The 16448-nt window shown below is 60.7% G+C and carries 13 protein-coding genes and 4 tRNA genes; 2 read left to right on the top strand and 15 right to left on the bottom strand.

The window, feature by feature from the left end:
• Positions 1-96 precede the first annotated feature (96 nt).
• From lon to JET17_RS08870, 9 genes are all read right to left on the bottom strand, one after another.
• Positions 97-2493: an endopeptidase La gene (gene lon, locus JET17_RS08910; RefSeq protein ID WP_012313646.1), complete on the bottom strand. Its 2397-nt coding sequence runs from the start codon at positions 2491-2493 to the stop codon at positions 97-99.
• 156 nt (positions 2494-2649) lie between these two features.
• A complete protein-coding gene (clpX, locus tag JET17_RS08905) occupies positions 2650-3933 on the bottom strand; it encodes an ATP-dependent Clp protease ATP-binding subunit ClpX (RefSeq protein ID WP_012313645.1) in 1284 nt (427 codons plus the stop codon).
• 108 nt (positions 3934-4041) lie between these two features.
• Positions 4042-4683, bottom strand: coding sequence for an ATP-dependent Clp endopeptidase proteolytic subunit ClpP (gene clpP, locus JET17_RS08900; RefSeq protein WP_009683825.1), 642 nt, complete (start codon positions 4681-4683; stop codon positions 4042-4044).
• A 91-nt stretch (positions 4684-4774) separates the two neighbouring features.
• Positions 4775-6088 (bottom strand): trigger factor, encoded by a 1314-nt coding sequence (gene tig / locus JET17_RS08895; RefSeq protein ID WP_012313644.1) that lies wholly within the window; start codon positions 6086-6088, stop codon positions 4775-4777.
• Positions 6089-6334: 246 nt separating this feature from the next.
• Positions 6335-6634 carry a DUF6388 family protein gene (locus JET17_RS08890; RefSeq protein WP_012313643.1) on the bottom strand — a complete coding sequence of 100 codons (300 nt, stop codon included), beginning with the start codon at positions 6632-6634 and terminating at the stop codon, positions 6335-6337.
• Positions 6635-6873: 239 nt separating this feature from the next.
• Positions 6874-6949: transfer RNA gene (locus tag JET17_RS08885), tRNA-His, on the bottom strand.
• Between the two features lie 36 nt (positions 6950-6985).
• Positions 6986-7070 (bottom strand) — tRNA-Leu (locus tag JET17_RS08880).
• 54 nt (positions 7071-7124) lie between these two features.
• A tRNA-His gene (locus JET17_RS08875) sits at positions 7125-7200 on the bottom strand.
• A gap of 42 nt (positions 7201-7242) precedes the next feature.
• Positions 7243-7319, bottom strand: a tRNA-Arg gene (locus tag JET17_RS08870).
• 259 nt (positions 7320-7578) lie between these two features.
• Between JET17_RS08870 and folD the strand changes: the two genes are divergently transcribed.
• The gene (folD, locus tag JET17_RS08865; protein WP_012313642.1) at positions 7579-8433 is read left to right on the top strand and encodes a bifunctional methylenetetrahydrofolate dehydrogenase/methenyltetrahydrofolate cyclohydrolase FolD; all 855 of its coding nucleotides are present in this window, start codon (positions 7579-7581) and stop codon (positions 8431-8433) included.
• Positions 8434-8532: 99 nt separating this feature from the next.
• Here the strand turns inward: folD and JET17_RS08860 are convergent, their stop codons facing one another.
• From JET17_RS08860 to JET17_RS08835, 6 genes are read right to left on the bottom strand one after another with little or no spacing between them, the layout of a single operon-like run.
• Positions 8533-10272: an ABC transporter substrate-binding protein gene (locus JET17_RS08860; RefSeq protein ID WP_012313641.1), complete on the bottom strand. Its 1740-nt coding sequence runs from the start codon at positions 10270-10272 to the stop codon at positions 8533-8535.
• Between the two features lie 38 nt (positions 10273-10310).
• Positions 10311-10583, bottom strand: a complete 273-nt coding sequence (locus JET17_RS08855) for a DUF2160 domain-containing protein (protein ID WP_012313640.1) — start codon at positions 10581-10583, stop codon at positions 10311-10313.
• 12 nt (positions 10584-10595) lie between these two features.
• A complete protein-coding gene (locus tag JET17_RS08850) occupies positions 10596-11396 on the bottom strand; it encodes a carbohydrate ABC transporter permease (RefSeq protein WP_012313639.1) in 801 nt (266 codons plus the stop codon).
• A gap of 3 nt (positions 11397-11399) precedes the next feature.
• The gene (locus JET17_RS08845; RefSeq protein WP_012313638.1) at positions 11400-12263 is read right to left on the bottom strand and encodes a carbohydrate ABC transporter permease; all 864 of its coding nucleotides are present in this window, start codon (positions 12261-12263) and stop codon (positions 11400-11402) included.
• Positions 12260-13357: an ABC transporter ATP-binding protein gene (locus JET17_RS08840; protein ID WP_012313637.1), complete on the bottom strand. Its 1098-nt coding sequence runs from the start codon at positions 13355-13357 to the stop codon at positions 12260-12262. Before JET17_RS08840 ends, JET17_RS08845 begins: the two co-directional genes overlap by 4 nt.
• On the bottom strand, positions 13357-14451 hold the full coding sequence (locus JET17_RS08835) for an ABC transporter ATP-binding protein (RefSeq protein WP_012313636.1): 1095 nt from the start codon (positions 14449-14451) through the stop codon (positions 13357-13359). Before JET17_RS08835 ends, JET17_RS08840 begins: the two co-directional genes overlap by 1 nt.
• Positions 14452-14674: 223 nt before the next feature.
• On the opposite strand from JET17_RS08835, the gene JET17_RS08830 reads away from it, so the two are divergent.
• Complete coding sequence (locus JET17_RS08830) at positions 14675-16432, top strand: sigma-54-dependent Fis family transcriptional regulator (protein ID WP_012313635.1); 1758 nt, start codon at positions 14675-14677, stop codon at positions 16430-16432.
• Positions 16433-16448: the final 16 nt, after the last annotated feature.

The following is a 16448-nucleotide window of genomic DNA, read 5'->3' as shown; positions in this document are numbered from 1 at the left end:
ATGAAACGAGCGCTGGGTGGCCTGGTGACAATAGCGTGCCGCTTTATAGCAAGGCCCCGAAAATACTGTCAAGGAAAGCCCCCCAGCCAAAAACTACTAATGCGTGCTAATTCGTTCCTTAGCATCGCCGTCGCGCTTTTCATCTTTCGCGACAATCTCAGGAGCCACATCTGGCAAGGGCTCCGGGGCGTATTGCAGCGCAATTTGCAGGACTTCGTCAATCCATTTGACCGGTTTGATCTGCAGATCCTGTTTGATATTTTCCGGAATCTCCTTCAGATCGCGAACATTCTCCTCTGGAATGATCACTGTCTTGATCCCGCCACGGTGCGCCGCCAGCAGTTTTTCCTTCAACCCGCCAATGGCCAATACCTGCCCACGCAAGGTGATTTCACCGGTCATGGCAACATCTGCTCGCACCGGAATCTGCGTCAGGGCCGACACCAGCGCCGTGCACATGCCGATACCGGCGCTCGGGCCATCCTTGGGCGTGGCACCCTCGGGCATATGGATGTGCACGTCGTGCTTCTCATGGAAGTCGGCGGCTATCCCCAGGCTGCGAGCGCGGCTACGGACTACAGTTTGCGCGGCGGTAATCGACTCGACCATGACGTCGCCGAGCGAACCGGTCTTGATCAGTTGGCCCTTACCAGGGATAACCACCGACTCGATGGTCAGCAACTCGCCCCCCACCTGGGTCCAGGCAAGGCCGGTCACCTGGCCTATCTGGTCCTGCTGCTCGGCCAGGCCGTAGCGGAACTTACGCACTCCCAACAGGTGCTCGAGCTGCTCACTCGTCACTTTGACCTTGACCTGCTTCTGGCCGGTATGTTCCTTGACGACCTTGCGGCAGACCTTGGCAATCTGCCGCTCCAGGCCACGCACACCGGCTTCGCGGGTGTAGTAACGGATGATGTCGCGGATCGCCGAGGTGTCGATCTCGAGCTCTTCCTTCTTCAAACCGTTGGCCTTGACCTGCTTGGGCGTCAGGTACTTGACCGCGATGTTGATCTTCTCGTCCTCGGTGTAACCCGGCAGGCGAATGACTTCCATGCGGTCAAGCAGCGCCGGCGGGATGTTCATCGAGTTCGAAGTGCACAGGAACATCACGTCCGAGAGGTCGTAATCGACCTCCAGGTAGTGGTCGTTGAAATTGTGGTTCTGCTCGGGATCGAGCACTTCCAGCAGTGCCGAGGCCGGGTCACCACGCATGTCGCTGCCCATCTTGTCGATCTCGTCGAGCAGGAACAGCGGGTTGCGCACACCCACCTTGGTCATCTTCTGGATCAAGCGGCCTGGCATCGAACCGATGTATGTCCGACGGTGGCCGCGGATCTCGGCCTCGTCACGCACTCCACCCAGGGCCATGCGTACGAACTTGCGATTGGTAGCGGCGGCGATCGACTCGGCCAGCGAGGTTTTGCCCACGCCTGGTGGGCCGACCAGACACAACACCGGGCCGCGAATTTTCTTCACGCGCTTCTGCACGGCGAGATATTCGAGGATGCGCTCCTTGACCTCTTCAAGGCCATAGTGGTCGGCATCGAGAATTTCCTCAGCCTTGGACAAATCCAGCCGAACCTTGCTCTGGGCCTTCCACGGCACCTGCACGAGCCAGTCGAGGTAGGTTCGCACAACGGTGGCTTCGGCCGACATCGGCGACATCTGCTTGAGTTTGTTCAGCTCGGCCTGAGCTTTGGTCAGGGCGTCTTTCGGCAGGCCGGCAGCTTCAATGCGTTTTTTCAGCTCTTCGACTTCGTTGTGGCCTTCGTCGCCATCACCGAGCTCTTTCTGAATGGCCTTCATCTGCTCATTCAGGTAGTACTCGCGCTGGCTGCGCTCCATCTGTTTCTTGACACGGCCACGGATACGCTTCTCGACCTGCAGCAGGTCGATTTCCGCATCCAGCATCGCCAGCACATGCTCGACACGGGTGGACAAATCGACGATCTCGAGAATTTCCTGCTTCTGCTCGATCTTCAGAGCCATGTGTGCGGCCATGGTATCGACCAGGCGCCCAGGCTCCTCGATGCTGTTCAGTGACGACAACACTTCGGCGGGGACTTTCTTGCCCAACTGTACGTACTGCTCGAACTGAGACAGCAGCGTGCGCACGAAGACTTCCGACTCGCGCTCAGCGGCATCGGTTTCGTCGATCAGGGAAACTTCGGCACGGATGTGCCCTTCAACTTCGGTAAAGCGCTCAACCGCACCACGCTGCTCGCCCTCGACCAGCACCTTGACGGTGCCATCCGGCAGCTTCAGCAGTTGCAGAACGGTAGCGACGGTACCGACGCGGTACAGGGCGTCTTCGCCCGGATCGTCGTCGGCGGGGTTTTTCTGGGCCAGCAGAAGGATCTGCTTCTCGCCAGTCATCGCAGCCTCAAGGGCCTCGATGGACTTCTCACGCCCCACGAACAGTGGGATGACCATGTGCGGGTAAACAACGACATCGCGCAATGGCAAAAGAGGCAAGTCGAGGGTGGTCTTCATGATTTCGCCTCTACAGCGGCCTTATGGCCGGAAACCGGTGGAAATGATGCTTGGACCTAATGTGGGGGCACGCTTGGGAAATTACAAGCGCTTGCATAGGAAAAGCAGAAAGGGGCCCGCATGGGCCCCTTTCTTGCTTGCTGCCACCCAACCGACTCAGGCGTCGGGTGCGGCCTTGGCTTGCGGCTCGCTGTTCTCGTAGATCAGCAAAGGCTGCGAAGTGCCTTCGATGACGCTTTCGTCGATCACCACCTTGCTGACTTCCTTCTGCGAAGGAATCTCATACATGGTGTCGAGCAGCACGCCTTCGAGGATCGAACGCAGGCCACGGGCGCCAGTCTTGCGTTCCAGAGCTTTGCGTGCGACGGCCTTGAGCGCATCACTGCGGAACTCCAGGTCCACGCTTTCCATCTCGAACAGCCTGGCGTACTGTTTGGTCAGAGCGTTCTTCGGCTCGGTGAGGATCTGCATCAGCGCGGCCTCATCCAACTCGTCGAGGGTTGCCAGAACCGGCAGACGGCCGACGAACTCGGGGATCAGGCCAAACTTGACCAGATCATCCGGCTCGACTTCACGCAGCGATTCACCAACCTTCTTGCCCTCTTCCTTGCTGCGCACTTCAGCGCCAAAACCGATACCACCCTTGGTGGAGCGGTTCTGGATGACCTTTTCCAGACCAGAGAAGGCGCCACCGCAGATGAACAGGATGTTGCGGGTATCTACCTGCAGGAATTCCTGTTGCGGGTGCTTGCGCCCCCCTTGCGGCGGAACGGAGGCAACGGTGCCCTCGATCAGCTTGAGCAGTGCCTGCTGCACGCCTTCACCCGAAACGTCACGGGTGATCGACGGGTTGTCCGACTTGCGCGAGATCTTGTCGATCTCGTCGATATAGACAATGCCCATTTGGGCCTTTTCCACGTCGTAGTCGCACTTCTGCAGCAGTTTCTGAATGATGTTCTCGACGTCCTCACCCACGTAACCGGCTTCGGTCAGGGTGGTGGCGTCGGCAATGGTGAACGGCACGTTCAACAGGCGAGCCAGGGTTTCGGCGAGCAGGGTCTTGCCCGAGCCTGTAGGCCCGATAAGCAGGATGTTGCTCTTGCCGAGTTCAACCTCGTCACCTTTCTTGTCACGCTGGTTCAGGCGCTTGTAGTGGTTGTACACCGCTACCGAAAGCACCTTCTTGGCGCGTTCCTGACCAATCACATACTGGTCCAGGATGCCGCTGATTTCTTTCGGCGAAGGCAATTTGTGCGCGCTGCTTTCGGCCTGGGCTTCCTGCACCTCCTCACGGATGATGTCGTTGCACAGGTCGACGCACTCGTCGCAGATAAATACCGAGGGCCCGGCAATCAGTTTGCGCACTTCGTGCTGGCTTTTGCCGCAGAAGGAGCAATAAAGCAATTTGCCGCTGTCCTCGCCGTTACGGGTGTCAGTCATTCGATCGATCCAATCCGGTAGGCTTGCAACACAAGATGAAGGCAATTGCGGGCTTTTTCAAGTCCGCAGGTAGGCGCCTTGGGCACCTACCTGCTCTGGCACCTGGGTTCAGGAGGCCAGTTGCCGCTTGTCGTATACCGAGTCGATCAGGCCGTACTCGGCCGCGCGCGAGGCGCTCATGAAATTGTCACGCTCGGTGTCGCGCTTGATGGTCTCCAGATCCTGGCCGGTGTGGTAGGCCAGCAGCTCGTTCAGACGCGCCTTGATGTTGAGGATTTCCTGGGCGTGGATCTCGATATCGGTCGCCTGGCCCTGGAAGCCGCCGAGCGGCTGGTGAATCATCACCCGCGAGTTAGGCAGGCAGTGACGCTTGCCCTTGGCGCCGGCGGCCAACAGGAAGGCCCCCATGCTGCAGGCCTGGCCGATGCAGATGGTCGAGACGTCCGGCTTGATGAATTGCATGGTGTCGTAGATCGACATGCCAGCCGTTACCGAGCCACCTGGGGAGTTGATGTAAAGATGGATATCCTTGTCCGGGTTTTCCGCCTCAAGGAACAGCATCTGTGCCACTACCAGGTTGGCCATGTAGTCCTCTACCGGGCCGACCAGGAAGATCACTCGCTCCTTCAACAGGCGCGAATAGATGTCATAGGCACGTTCGCCACGGGCGGACTGCTCGATAACCATCGGGACCAGGCCGCCTGCGGCCTGGATGTCAGAGCTCTGCTGAATATAAGAATTGCGGGACATGTCCTGCGCTCACTCCCAAATAGTCATGGCTTGAATACGCACAAGCCAGCGCGAAGGCTGGCTTGTGGGGGTTTCCTACGAGAGGGCCGCCTTACTCAGCTTCGGCAGGCGCCTGCGCTGGTTTTACGGCTTCTTCGTACGAGACCGATTTGTCGGTCACAGTAGCTTTCTGCAGAACAGTATCTACAACTTGCTCTTCCAGCACAACCGAACGCACTTCGTTCATCTGCTGGTCGTTTTTAAGGTACCAAGCGATGACCTGCTCAGGCTCCTGGTAAGCCGAAGCCATTTCTTCGATCATTTCGCGAACCTTGCCTTCGTCCGGCTTCAGCTCGAACTGCTTGACCACTTCGGCGACGATCAGGCCCAGCACCACACGACGCTTGGCTTGCTCTTCGAACAGCTCGGCTGGCAGCTGCTCAGGCTTGATGTTGCCACCGAACTGCTGAACAGCCTGGACGCGCAGGCGGTTGACTTCATTTTCCAGCAGAGCTTTTGGCACTTCGATCGGATTGGCGGCCAGCAGACCGTCCATGACCTGGTTCTTCACCTTGGTCTTGATCGCCTGACGCAGTTCACGCTCCATGTTCTTGCGAACTTCGGCACGGAAGCCTTCCAGGGTCGATTCCTTGATGCCGAACTGGGCGAAGAACTCTTCGTTCAGTTCTGGCAGCTGAGGTGCCGAAACGCTGTTGACGGTGATGGTGAACTCGGCAGCTTTGCCAGCCAGGTCCAGGTTCTGGTAATCCTCAGGGAAGGTCACGTTGACAACGCGCTCTTCGCCAGCCTTGGCACCAACCAGGCCGTCTTCGAAGCCTGGGATCATGCGGCCGGAGCCCAGTACCAGCTGGGTGCCCTTGGCCGAACCACCGGCGAAGGCTTCACCGTCGATCTTGCCGACGAAGTCGATGTTGACCTGGTCATCTTTCTCGGCAGCACGCTCAACGGCCTCGAAGCGCACGTTCTGCTTGCGCAGCACTTCCAGCATGTTGTCCAGGTCGGCGTCAGTCACTTCGGCACTCAGGCGCTCGACGCTGATCGACTCCAGGCCGGCAACGGCGAACTCTGGGAACACCTCGAAAATGGCGACGAATTCCAGATCCTTGCCCTTTTCGAAGGACTTCGGCTCTACAGCAGGCGCGCCAGCCGGGTTCAGTTTCTGCTCGACGATGGCTTCGTAGAAGGAAGCCTGGACCAGGTCACCGAAGGCCTCTTGACGAGCATCGGCTTCGAAACGCTGGCGGATCACGCTCATCGGCACTTTGCCTGGGCGGAAGCCCGCGACCTTGGCGCGCTTGGCAGTCTGCTGCAGACGCTTGTTGACTTCGTTCTCGACGCGCTCGGCCGGAACGGCGATGGTCATGCGGCGCTCGAGAGCGGAAGTGTTTTCAACAGAAACTTGCATGGATATTCCTCGTTGCACAGACGTTAGCCGGCGTTAGCCCGACTCCAGAATCAAGGGCAAGCATTCTAGTGAGTCACGCACCAGAAGTCACCCCACCCTGGACGACGGGAAACCACGCCGGTCGATTAGCTTGCAAGGCCCGCACGGCGTATCGCCGGGCCTCTATATATATGCTGGCTGCGCAACGCCATCGGCGGCACGCAACCGTAATACCTTGTCAAACAACTACAGCCCACAAAAACGCCTTTATTCAGGGTCGATTTCATTGAACTGGCAGTACTCTTCCCAGGCCATACCCAGCGCCTCGGCCACTTCGCGATGAGTCTCCAGGCGCATGGCCTGCAGTTGCTCAGGGCTTTCGGCAATCAACTGCAGCGCCAGCTCCCAAGGCTGTATGCCCTGCTCGTCGGCGGCATCCTCGAACGCCCATTCGATCTGCCGGGCCTGTTCGCGCGCATCCAGCTCACGAATCTCCTCGAGCAGTTGCGGATTGGCCTCAGCGAAGCGCTGAAGCGCCAGCGCCTGACGGGCTTCTTTTGCAATCATTGGATAAATCCTTTGCCGGCCTAATCCAGCCGGTATTTCAACCGCCTGAAATCTATCAGCTTTTATTGGGGCGTCGCCAGAGGATTGCAAGGGCTGGCAGAGGTATTGCACAGGCCTCAAGAACTGCGCGCCCCTGCAGGAGCCGGCTTGCCGGCGAGGCTGCATAGTTACGCGCTCGTACGCATAACGCAGAAACAACAAAGGCGCCTGATCATACAATCAAGGCGCCTTCGAAAATATGGGGTGGACGATGGGAATCGAACCCACGACAACCGGAATCACAATCCGGCGCTCTACCAACTGAGCTACGCCCACCATATTGCGGTGTTACGGTACAACCTTACATAAACATGGTGCGGACGAAGAGACTCGAACTCTTACAGCTTGCGCCGCTGGAACCTAAATCCAGTGTGTCTACCAATTTCACCACGTCCGCATAACGCTTAAAACAAAGGCGCCAGATCTACAATCAAGGCGCCTCTGAAGAATATGGGGTGGACGATGGGAATCGAACCCACGACAACCGGAATCACAATCCGGCGCTCTACCAACTGAGCTACGCCCACCATATCGCTTTACTGCCTTACTTGCTTGCCCAAGCTGCCTAATGGCGCACCCGGCAGGACTCGAACCTGCGACCATCCGCTTAGAAGGCGGATGCTCTATCCAGCTGAGCTACGGGCGCATAAGCGTAAAGCCTAACCGAATGAGCAATACAAAAACCACTCATTCTGCCCGACTTCGCCAACCAGTGCTAGGCTGTGCCCGACAAGTGCGGCGAATCTTATAGGCGACCCGTATAAGCGTCAACACCTTTCTATAAAAAATTTAAATTATTTAAGGGGTTAGGGGATTTGCCCGACCACCCGCCTTTGCCCTCGGGCCGTGTCGTGCGAGAATGCGCCCTCTTTATTGTTCCTTTCTCGATGGTTAATCACGCGTCTATGACTGCACACCTAATCGATGGCAAGGCGATCGCCGCCAACCTGCGCAAGCAGATCGCTCAACGTGTCGAGGAGCGTCGCCAGCAAGGCCTGCGCACGCCGGGCCTGGCGGTGATCCTGGTCGGCACCGACCCCGCCTCCCAAGTCTATGTCTCGCACAAGCGCAAGGACTGCGAAGAGGTCGGCTTCATTTCGCAGGCCTTCGATCTGCCCAGCGAAACCACGCAGCAAGCCCTGACCGAGCTGATCGACCGCCTCAACGACGACCCGGCAGTGGACGGCATCCTGCTGCAACTGCCGCTGCCGGCGCACCTGGATGCATCGCTGCTGCTTGAGCGCATCCGCCCGGACAAGGACGTCGATGGCTTCCACCCTTACAACATCGGCCGCCTGGCCCAGCGTATTCCGCTGCTGCGCCCGTGCACCCCTAAAGGCATCATGACCCTGCTCGAAAGCACCGGTCAGGACCTGTACGGCATGAACGCCGTAATCGTCGGCGCTTCCAATATCGTTGGCCGCCCGATGGCCATGGAGTTGCTGCTGGCCGGCTGCACCGTGACCGTCTGCCACCGCTTCACCAAGGACCTGGCCGGCCATGTCGGCCGTGCCGACCTGGTGGTAGTGGCTGCCGGCAAGCCGGGGCTGGTCAAGGGTGAGTGGGTCAAGGAAGGCGCCATCGTCATCGACGTGGGCATCAACCGCCAGGAAGACGGCAAGCTGGTCGGTGACGTGGTCTACGAGACCGCCCTGCCCCGCGCGGGCTGGATCACACCGGTGCCGGGCGGCGTCGGGCCGATGACCCGGGCCTGCCTACTGGAAAACACGCTGTATGCGGCAGAAGAGCTGCATAAGTAAGTTGGCGTGATATGAAAACGGCACCTCTTGCAGGTGCCGTTTTTTTTGCCTTGAATTCATCAGCTTGCCGACGATGTACCCACTTGGGGCTCTAGCCGATCACTTGCGCGCCGCCTCCCACGATTTCAGCAGCTCGTCATAGCTGACCGTTTCGCCCTTGGGCTTTTCGTTGGCCAGTTTCGGCTTTGGCGCCCCCGGCTGATCGAACCAGTACTGTGCGTCTTTTTCAGGGTTCAGCTTAGGCGCGCAGGTAGCCTGGGCATTGGACCGCTGCAGCCGCTCCATCATACGGTCCTGATCCCGGGCCAGGCCATCCAGCGCCTCTTGCGGCGTTTTCTCGCCACTGGCCACTTCGGCGATATGGCTCCACCACAGCTGTGCCAGCCGAGGATAGTCCGGCACGTTGGTACCGGTCGGGGTCCATTGCACTCGTGCCGGGCTGCGATAGAACTCCACCAGCCCGCCAAGCTTGGGCGCAAGGTCGGTCATGGCCTGGGAGTTGATGTCCGATTCGCGGATCGGCGTCAGGCCAACGATGGTCTTTTTCAGAGACACGGTCTTGGAGGTGACGAACTGGGCGTACAGCCAAGCGGCCAGGCGCTGCTTCTCGGGGGTGGATTTGAAGAAGGTCCAGGACCCTGTGTCCTGATAGCCCAGCTTCATTCCCTCCTCCCAGTATGGCCCCTTGGGCGAGGGCGCCATGCGCCACTTCGGCGTGCCGTCGGCATTGACCACCGGCAGCCCCGGCTTGGTCATGTCGGCGGTAAACGCGGTGTACCAGAAGATCTGCTGAGCGATGTTGCCTTGCGCCGGCACCGGGCCGGCCTCGGAGAAGGTCATGCCTTGCGCTTCCTTGGGCGCATAGGCGCGCATCCAGTCGACGTACTTCTGCGTGGCATAGACAGCCGCCGGCCCATTGGTGTCGCCGCCGCGGGTCACGCTGGACCCTACCGGGTGGCAATCCTCCACGCGGATGCCCCACTCGTCCACCGGCAAGCCATTGGGCAGGCCTTTGTCGCCGCCGCCGGCCATGGAGAACCAGGCATCTGTGAAACGCCACCCCAATGAAGGATCCTTCTTGCCGTAGTCCATGTGGCCATAGACACGCTTGCCGTCGATCTCCTTGACGTCCTCGGTAAAAAACTTGGCGATGTCCTCATAGGCCGACCAGTTCACCGGCACGCCCAACTCGTAACCGTACTTTTCCTTGAACCTGGCCTTGAGCTCGGGCCGCTCGAACCAGTCGGCGCGGAACCAGTACAGGTTGGCGAACTGCTGGTCGGGCAACTGATAAACCTTGCCATCCGGCGCGGTGGTGAACGAAATGCCAATGAAGTCCTTCAGGTCCAGGGTCGGCGAGGTGTAATCCTTGCCTTCGTTGGCCATCAGATCAGTGATCGACTCCACCTTGCCGTAGCGAAAATGCGTACCGATCAGGTCGGAGTCGTTGACCCAGCCGTCGTAGATGTTCTTGTCCGACTGCATCTGCGTCTGCAGCTTCTCTACCACGTCGCCTTCCTGCAGCAGGTCGTGGGTCAGCTGGATACCGGTGATCTCGCTGAAGGCCTTGGCCAGCACCTTGGACTCGTACTCATGGGTTGTGATGGTTTCCGACACCACATTGATCTTCATCCCGCGAAACGGCTCTGCTGCCTTGATGAACCACTTGAGCTCGGCCAACTGCTGCTCCGGCGTGAGGGTCGAAGGTTTGAACTCGCTGCCGATCCATTTCGATGCCGCATCCTCGTACTGATCGGCCCACGCCGCACCGTGCACGCCGGCCAGTACCAGCATCGCGGCCAGGGTCAAATGTCGCCGGTTGTGTTTGTTATGGAACATTGTGATCTCCCGATTGAGTTATTCCCCGGAGCCGTCGCTCAGCCCCAGCGCAGCACCACCACGAGCCAGCCCAGCGACAGCAGCGAGGCCACCCACAAAGGCCAGTCGCTGACCCCGACTACCAGCAAGTGCAGGTAGGCGCTGACCAACAGGCCGATGAACAACCGGTCGCCACGGCTGGTGACGATCGGCAGAAAGCCGCGCCGCTCCACACAGGGGCAGCGCAGTTCGAACAGGGTCATGCACAGCAGCAGTACGCCGACGGCGCCGAAGAACAGCGCCGTGGGCAAGGTCCAGGCCATCCATTCCATACGTTGCCCTCCTCACACCCGGCCCAGGGCAAAGCCCTTGGCCACATGGTTGCGAACGAACCAGATCACCAGCATGCCCGGCAGGATAGTCAGCACCCCCGCCGCCGCCAGTACGCCCCAGTCGATGCCCGAAGCAGACACCGTGCGGGTCATCACGGCGGCAATCGGCTTGGCATTCACCGAGGTCAGGGTGCGCGCCAGCAACAGCTCGACCCAGGAAAACATGAAGCAGAAAAACGCCGTCACGCCGATGCCGGAGCCGATCAACGGGATAAAGATCTTCACGAAGAAACGCGGGAAGCTGTAACCATCGATGTAGGCGGTTTCATCGATTTCCTTCGGCACGCCCGACATGAACCCTTCGAGAATCCAAACTGCCAGCGGCACGTTGAACAGGCAGTGGGCCAGGGCAACGGCAATGTGGGTATCGAACAGACCGATGGACGAATAGAGCTGAAAGAACGGCAGCAGAAACACCGCAGGTGGCGCCATGCGGTTGGTCAGTAACCAGAAGAACAGGTGGCGGTCACCGAGGAAGCGGTAGCGCGAGAAGGCGTAGGCCGCCGGCAACGCCACCAGCAGTGAAATCAGTGTGTTGAGGCACACGTAGTACAGCGAGTTGATGTAGCCGCTGTACCAACTGGCATCAGTGAAGATAACCCGGTAGTTGTCTAAGGTGAACGCCTGCGGCCAAAGGGTGAGGCCACCGAGAATCTCGGTGTTGCTCTTGAACGACATGTTCAGCAGCCAGTAGATCGGCACCAGCAGGAAGAAGAAGTAAAGCAGCAGGGCCAGCGTCTTGCGTATGCTCATGGCCTAGTCCTTGTCGGCGTGGGTCATGGCGGTATAGAACAGCCACGACACCAGCAGAATGATCAGGAAATACACCAGCGAAAACGCCGCCGCCGGGCCCAGGTCGAACTGCCCGACCGCCATGCGTGTCAGGGTCTGACTTAGGAAGGTAGTGGCGTTACCTGGCCCGCCTCCGGTCAGCACGAACGGCTCGGTGTAGATCATGAAGCTGTCCATGAAGCGCAGCATCACCGCGATCAGCAGCACGTTCTTGAGCTTGGGCAACTGAATATGCCGGAACACCGCCCAGCCCGAGGCCCGATCGATACGCGCAGCCTGGTAGTACACGTCAGGGATGGCCCGCAGGCCCGAGTAGCACAGCAGTGCCACCAGTGATGTCCAGTGCCAGACATCCATCACCAGCACGGTCAGCCAGGCGTCGAACGGGTCGCCGGCATAGTTGTAGCTGACGCCAAGCTTGGCCAGCGTTGCACCGAGCAGACCGATATCGGCGCGGCCAAAGATCTGCCAGATGGTACCGACCACATTCCACGGGATCAGCAGCGGGATGGCCATGACGATCAGGCATATCGACGCCAGGCGCCCCTTGGTCGGCATGGTCAGGGCAATGCCGATGCCCAGCGGAATTTCGATCAGCAGCACGCAGGCGGAATAGATGAACTGGCGCAGCAAGGCATCGTGCAATGCCGGGTCACGCAACACCTGGCGGTACCAGTCGGCGCCGACGAAGTAGCGGCTGGACTGGTCGAAAATGTCCTGCACCGAATAGTTGACCACCGTCATCATCGGCATCACGGCACTGAACGCCACCAGCAGGAACACCGGCAGCACCAGCCACCAGGCCTTGTTGTTCGGCACCTTGTTCATGGCACGGCCTCCAGCAGCACATCGTCGACGTACAGCAGCAGCCACTGCGTCGGCAGGCTGACCCAGGCATGTGCCACCGGCACCGGGCGATCTTCTGCCAGGCGCGCCTTGAGCGACACGCCGCCAAGCAGCAGGGTGACGATGCGGTAGGTACCCAGGTCCTCAACGTCCAGCACTTGCGCAGCCAAGGCGCCCTCGAACGGGCTGTCCCACAGCTGCACGAACTCCGGGCGAATGCCCACTTGCAGGCGCCCGCCGCTCGTCGCCGCCAGGCGTTCGTGCAGGCCTTCGGGAAGTGCCAGGTGCACATCGCCGAACACTACCCCCGCCACGTCGGCGCGCACGTCGATCAGGTTCATCCCCGGGCTGCCGATGAAGTAGCCGACAAAGGTATGCCGTGGCCGCTCGAACAGCTCACGCGGGGTGCCGAACTGGACGATGCGCCCGCCATGCATCACCGCGATCTTGTCGGCGAAGGTCGAAGCCTCCAGTTGATCGTGGGTCACGTAGATCATGGTGATGTTGAACTGCTCATGGATCTGCTTGAGCTTGCGCCGCAACTTCCATTTCAGGTGCGGGTCGATCACCGTCAACGGCTCGTCGAAAAGAATGGCCGAGACGTCATCGCGCACCAGGCCACGGCCCATGGACACCTTCTGCTTTTCGTCAGCGCTGAGGTTGCGCGCCTTTTTCTTCAGCACTGCGCCCAGGTCGAGCACTTCGGCGATTTCCTCGACCCGCGTGCGCACCCTGCCTTCGTCCAGGCCCTGGTTGCGTAAAGGGAACGCCAGGTTGTCGAACACCGTCATGGTGTCGTACACCACCGGGAACTGAAACACCTGGGCAATGTTGCGCTGCTGCGGCGAAAGGTCATTGACCGGCTTGCCGTCGAACAGCACCTGGCCATGGGACGGCGTGAGCAGCCCAGAGATGATGTTCAGCAAGGTCGACTTGCCACACCCGGAAGGCCCGAGCAAAGCATAGGCACCGCCCTGCTCCCACACGTGCTCCAGTTGATGCAGTGCGTAGTCGCCCTCGGTGGCGGGTTGTCGGCTATAGCTGTGCGCCAGTTGGCGCAGGCGGATTTCGGCCATCAGGCGCTCCTTGCCTGGCGCAGGCCCGGTGCCTGTACCAGTGCCCCGGCGCTGTCGAAGACGAACAGCTTGTGGGTGGGTATGAAGACGCGGATAGGCGTATCCACCTGATACTCGTGCACCCCCGGCAGGTGCAGGACCATCCGCCACTGCTCGTTACGCACGTGCAGGAATGTCTCGGAACCGCTGATCTCGGCCAGTTCCACCCGCACCGCCAGCTCCAGGTCGTCATCGTGCGCCGGCACCAGGGTGAGGTGGCTGGGGCGCACGCCAAAGCGGTAATCGCCGTCGCCCAGGCGGTGCAGGTCGACATTGCGGGCGAAGTGCACGGCCTGGGCCAGGCTCACCTCATTGCCACTGATACGCCCCGGTATCAGGTTGATCGGCGGCTCGCTGAACAGCTCGGCGGCCAGCACGCTGCCGGGCCGCTGGTAGACCTCTGCTGTAGGCCCGCTCTGGACGATTCGCCCCTCGTGCACCAGGGTGGTGGTACCACCCAGCGCCAGCGCTTCGTTGGGCTCGGTGGTGGCATACACGGCAATGCAGTTGCGCGCGGCGAACAACTCGCGCAGCTCCTGGCGCAGCCCTTCGCGCAGCTTGTAGTCGAGGTTGACCAGCGGCTCATCGAACAGAATCAACCCGGCATCCTTGACCAGCGCCCTGGCCATCGCCGTGCGCTGCTGCTGGCCGCCAGACAGCTCCAGCGGCAAGCGTTGCAGGTAGGGCTCGATGCGCAGCATCTCGGCAGTTTCCTGCACGCGTCGACGGATTTGGGGCTCGGGCATGCGCGCCTGACGCAAGGGTGAGGCGATGTTCTCGTAAACGCTCAGGGTCGGGTAGTTGATGAACTGCTGATACACCATCGACACATTGCGCCGACGCACCGGCACGCCAGTGACATCTTCACCCGCCATCAGCACGCGGCCACGGTCGGGGCGGTCGAGCCCGGCCATCAGGCGCATGAGGCTGGTCTTGCCGGCCAGGGTCCGGCCAAGCAGCACGTTGAACGAGCCGGGCTCGAACTGCAGGGACGCGTCGATGATCCAGGGCTGGTTATCGACGCTGCGGCTGACCTGTTCCAGCACCAGGGACATGGCAAGGCCTTGTTGTAGTTGTTGTCCCACGACGATAGCCAGTTCCGTGCCAGTTCCACTCTGCCCCTCTGGCCTGCGGCATTGACGGTGCCGGCAGGCCAGCAGCGATTCACAACTGAACACTTTCGCTGAACATCTGAACAGCGGCGGGTTTGACAATGAACAACGGTGGACGACACTCAACAGCGGTCGGCTGATAACAACAATCACACAGGACAGGCCCATGGCCACCGCCACTTCGACCCATGCCCAATTGATCCAGGCCTCCTGGGCGCGCTGCCGAGATCACGGCCTGCAGCCACAAAGCGCCCCCGACTTCGATTGCCTGACCAGGGCCGAACTCAGCGCCCTGCTGGAGCGGCGCCAGGCACTGTTGCAACACACCCGCGATGCCGTGCTGCCGCAGTACGCGCACCTGCTGGGCAATGCCAGCTACCTGGTGATGCTCGCCGACGCCAGCGGCTGCCTGCTCGAGACCTGGGGATCGCGACGCTTCGTCTGCCCCCAGCACCAGCACGGTTTCAGTGCCGGCGCCCACTGGCACGAACGGGGCGTGGGCACCAATGCGCTGGGCACCGCGCTGGTCTGCGCCGAGCCCGTCCATGTTGGCCAGGACGAACACTTCCTGCGCCAGAACCGCTACATGGCCAGCGCCGCCGCCCCGCTGTACGATGCCCAGCGGCAACTGGTCGGCGTGCTCGACGTGGCCAGCGACGGCTACCTGCCAGCCACCCAGACCCTCGGCCTGGTGCGCATGATGGGCCAGAGCCTGGAGAATCGCCTGATCCTTGCGCAGCATGCCGAGCAGCACGCGCAGTTGCTGTTCAACAGCGCTTGCGACAACCTCGACAGCCCTTGGGCCGGGCTGCTGGTATTCGATGAGCGTGGCCAGGTACTCGCCGCCAATCATCGAGCCGACAGCCTGCTGGGCGGCAACCCGCTGCAGCAGAACGTCGAACAACTGTTCCAGATCCCCCTCTACCAGTTGCTTGCCCACCCCCAGCAGCAACCATTCGCCTTGCAGGCGGCCGGGCGCAACCGGTTCCACTGCCAGTGGCAAGCCCCCTGGCAAAGCACCCCGCGCTCAATGCTTCACAGTGGCGATCCACGCATGGAAAAGGCCTTGGGCCAGGCCAGCTTGATGCTGGAAAAAGACATCCCGCTGCTGGTCCAGGGTGAAACCGGCGTCGGCAAGGAAGTCTTCGTTCAGACCCTGCACCGCGCCAGCAGCCGTGCCCGCCAGCCGTTGATCGCGGTCAACTGTGCGGCGATTCCGGCAGAACTGGTGGAATCGGAGTTGTTCGGTTATGACAAAGGCGCCTTCACCGGTGCTCATCACAAGGGCAACCCCGGGCTGATCCGCAAGGCCGACAAGGGCGTCCTGTTCCTCGACGAAATCGGCGACATGCCGCTGCCGACCCAGGCCCGCCTGCTGCGCGTGCTGCAATCGCGCAGCATTCAGCCACTGGGCAGCGGCGAACCGGTAGCGGTGAATATCCGCGTAGTCTCGGCAAGCAATCGGGACCTGGCCGAAGAGGTACGTGCAGGGCGCTTTCGCCAGGATCTCTACTACCGCATCGCCGCAATGGCGGTCGTGTTGCCGGCGCTGCGCGAGCGCACTGACCGGCGAGAATTGATCGAGCACATCCACGCACGGTATCGCGACCCTTACCAACCCCAGCGCTTGGGGCAGCCTATCCTTGAGCTGCTTGATCGCCACCCCTGGCCGGGCAATCTGCGCGAGCTGGTGAGTGTGATGCAGGTGGCGCTGGCGTTGGCAGGCGATGGACCGGTCGGCGTCGAACATCTGCCCGCCGGCTTTCTGGCCGAAGCACAAGGATGCGCGGTGGTGAGCGACTGTAGTGACGATGAGGCGGACCTGCAAAGCCTGCTGAAACGGGCCAATGGCAACCTCTCGGCCGTGGCGCGTGGCCTGGGGATTAGCCGGACGACACTTTACAAACGCCTGCGCGAGCAATGACCGGGGGCCGACAGCC

It is taken from the genome of Pseudomonas putida, assembly GCF_016406145.1.
Classification (GTDB): Bacteria; Pseudomonadota; Gammaproteobacteria; order Pseudomonadales; family Pseudomonadaceae; genus Aquipseudomonas; species Aquipseudomonas putida_E.
The sequence above is the reverse complement of the archived record's forward strand: the minus strand, read 5'-3'. Positions and strand labels throughout refer to the sequence as shown.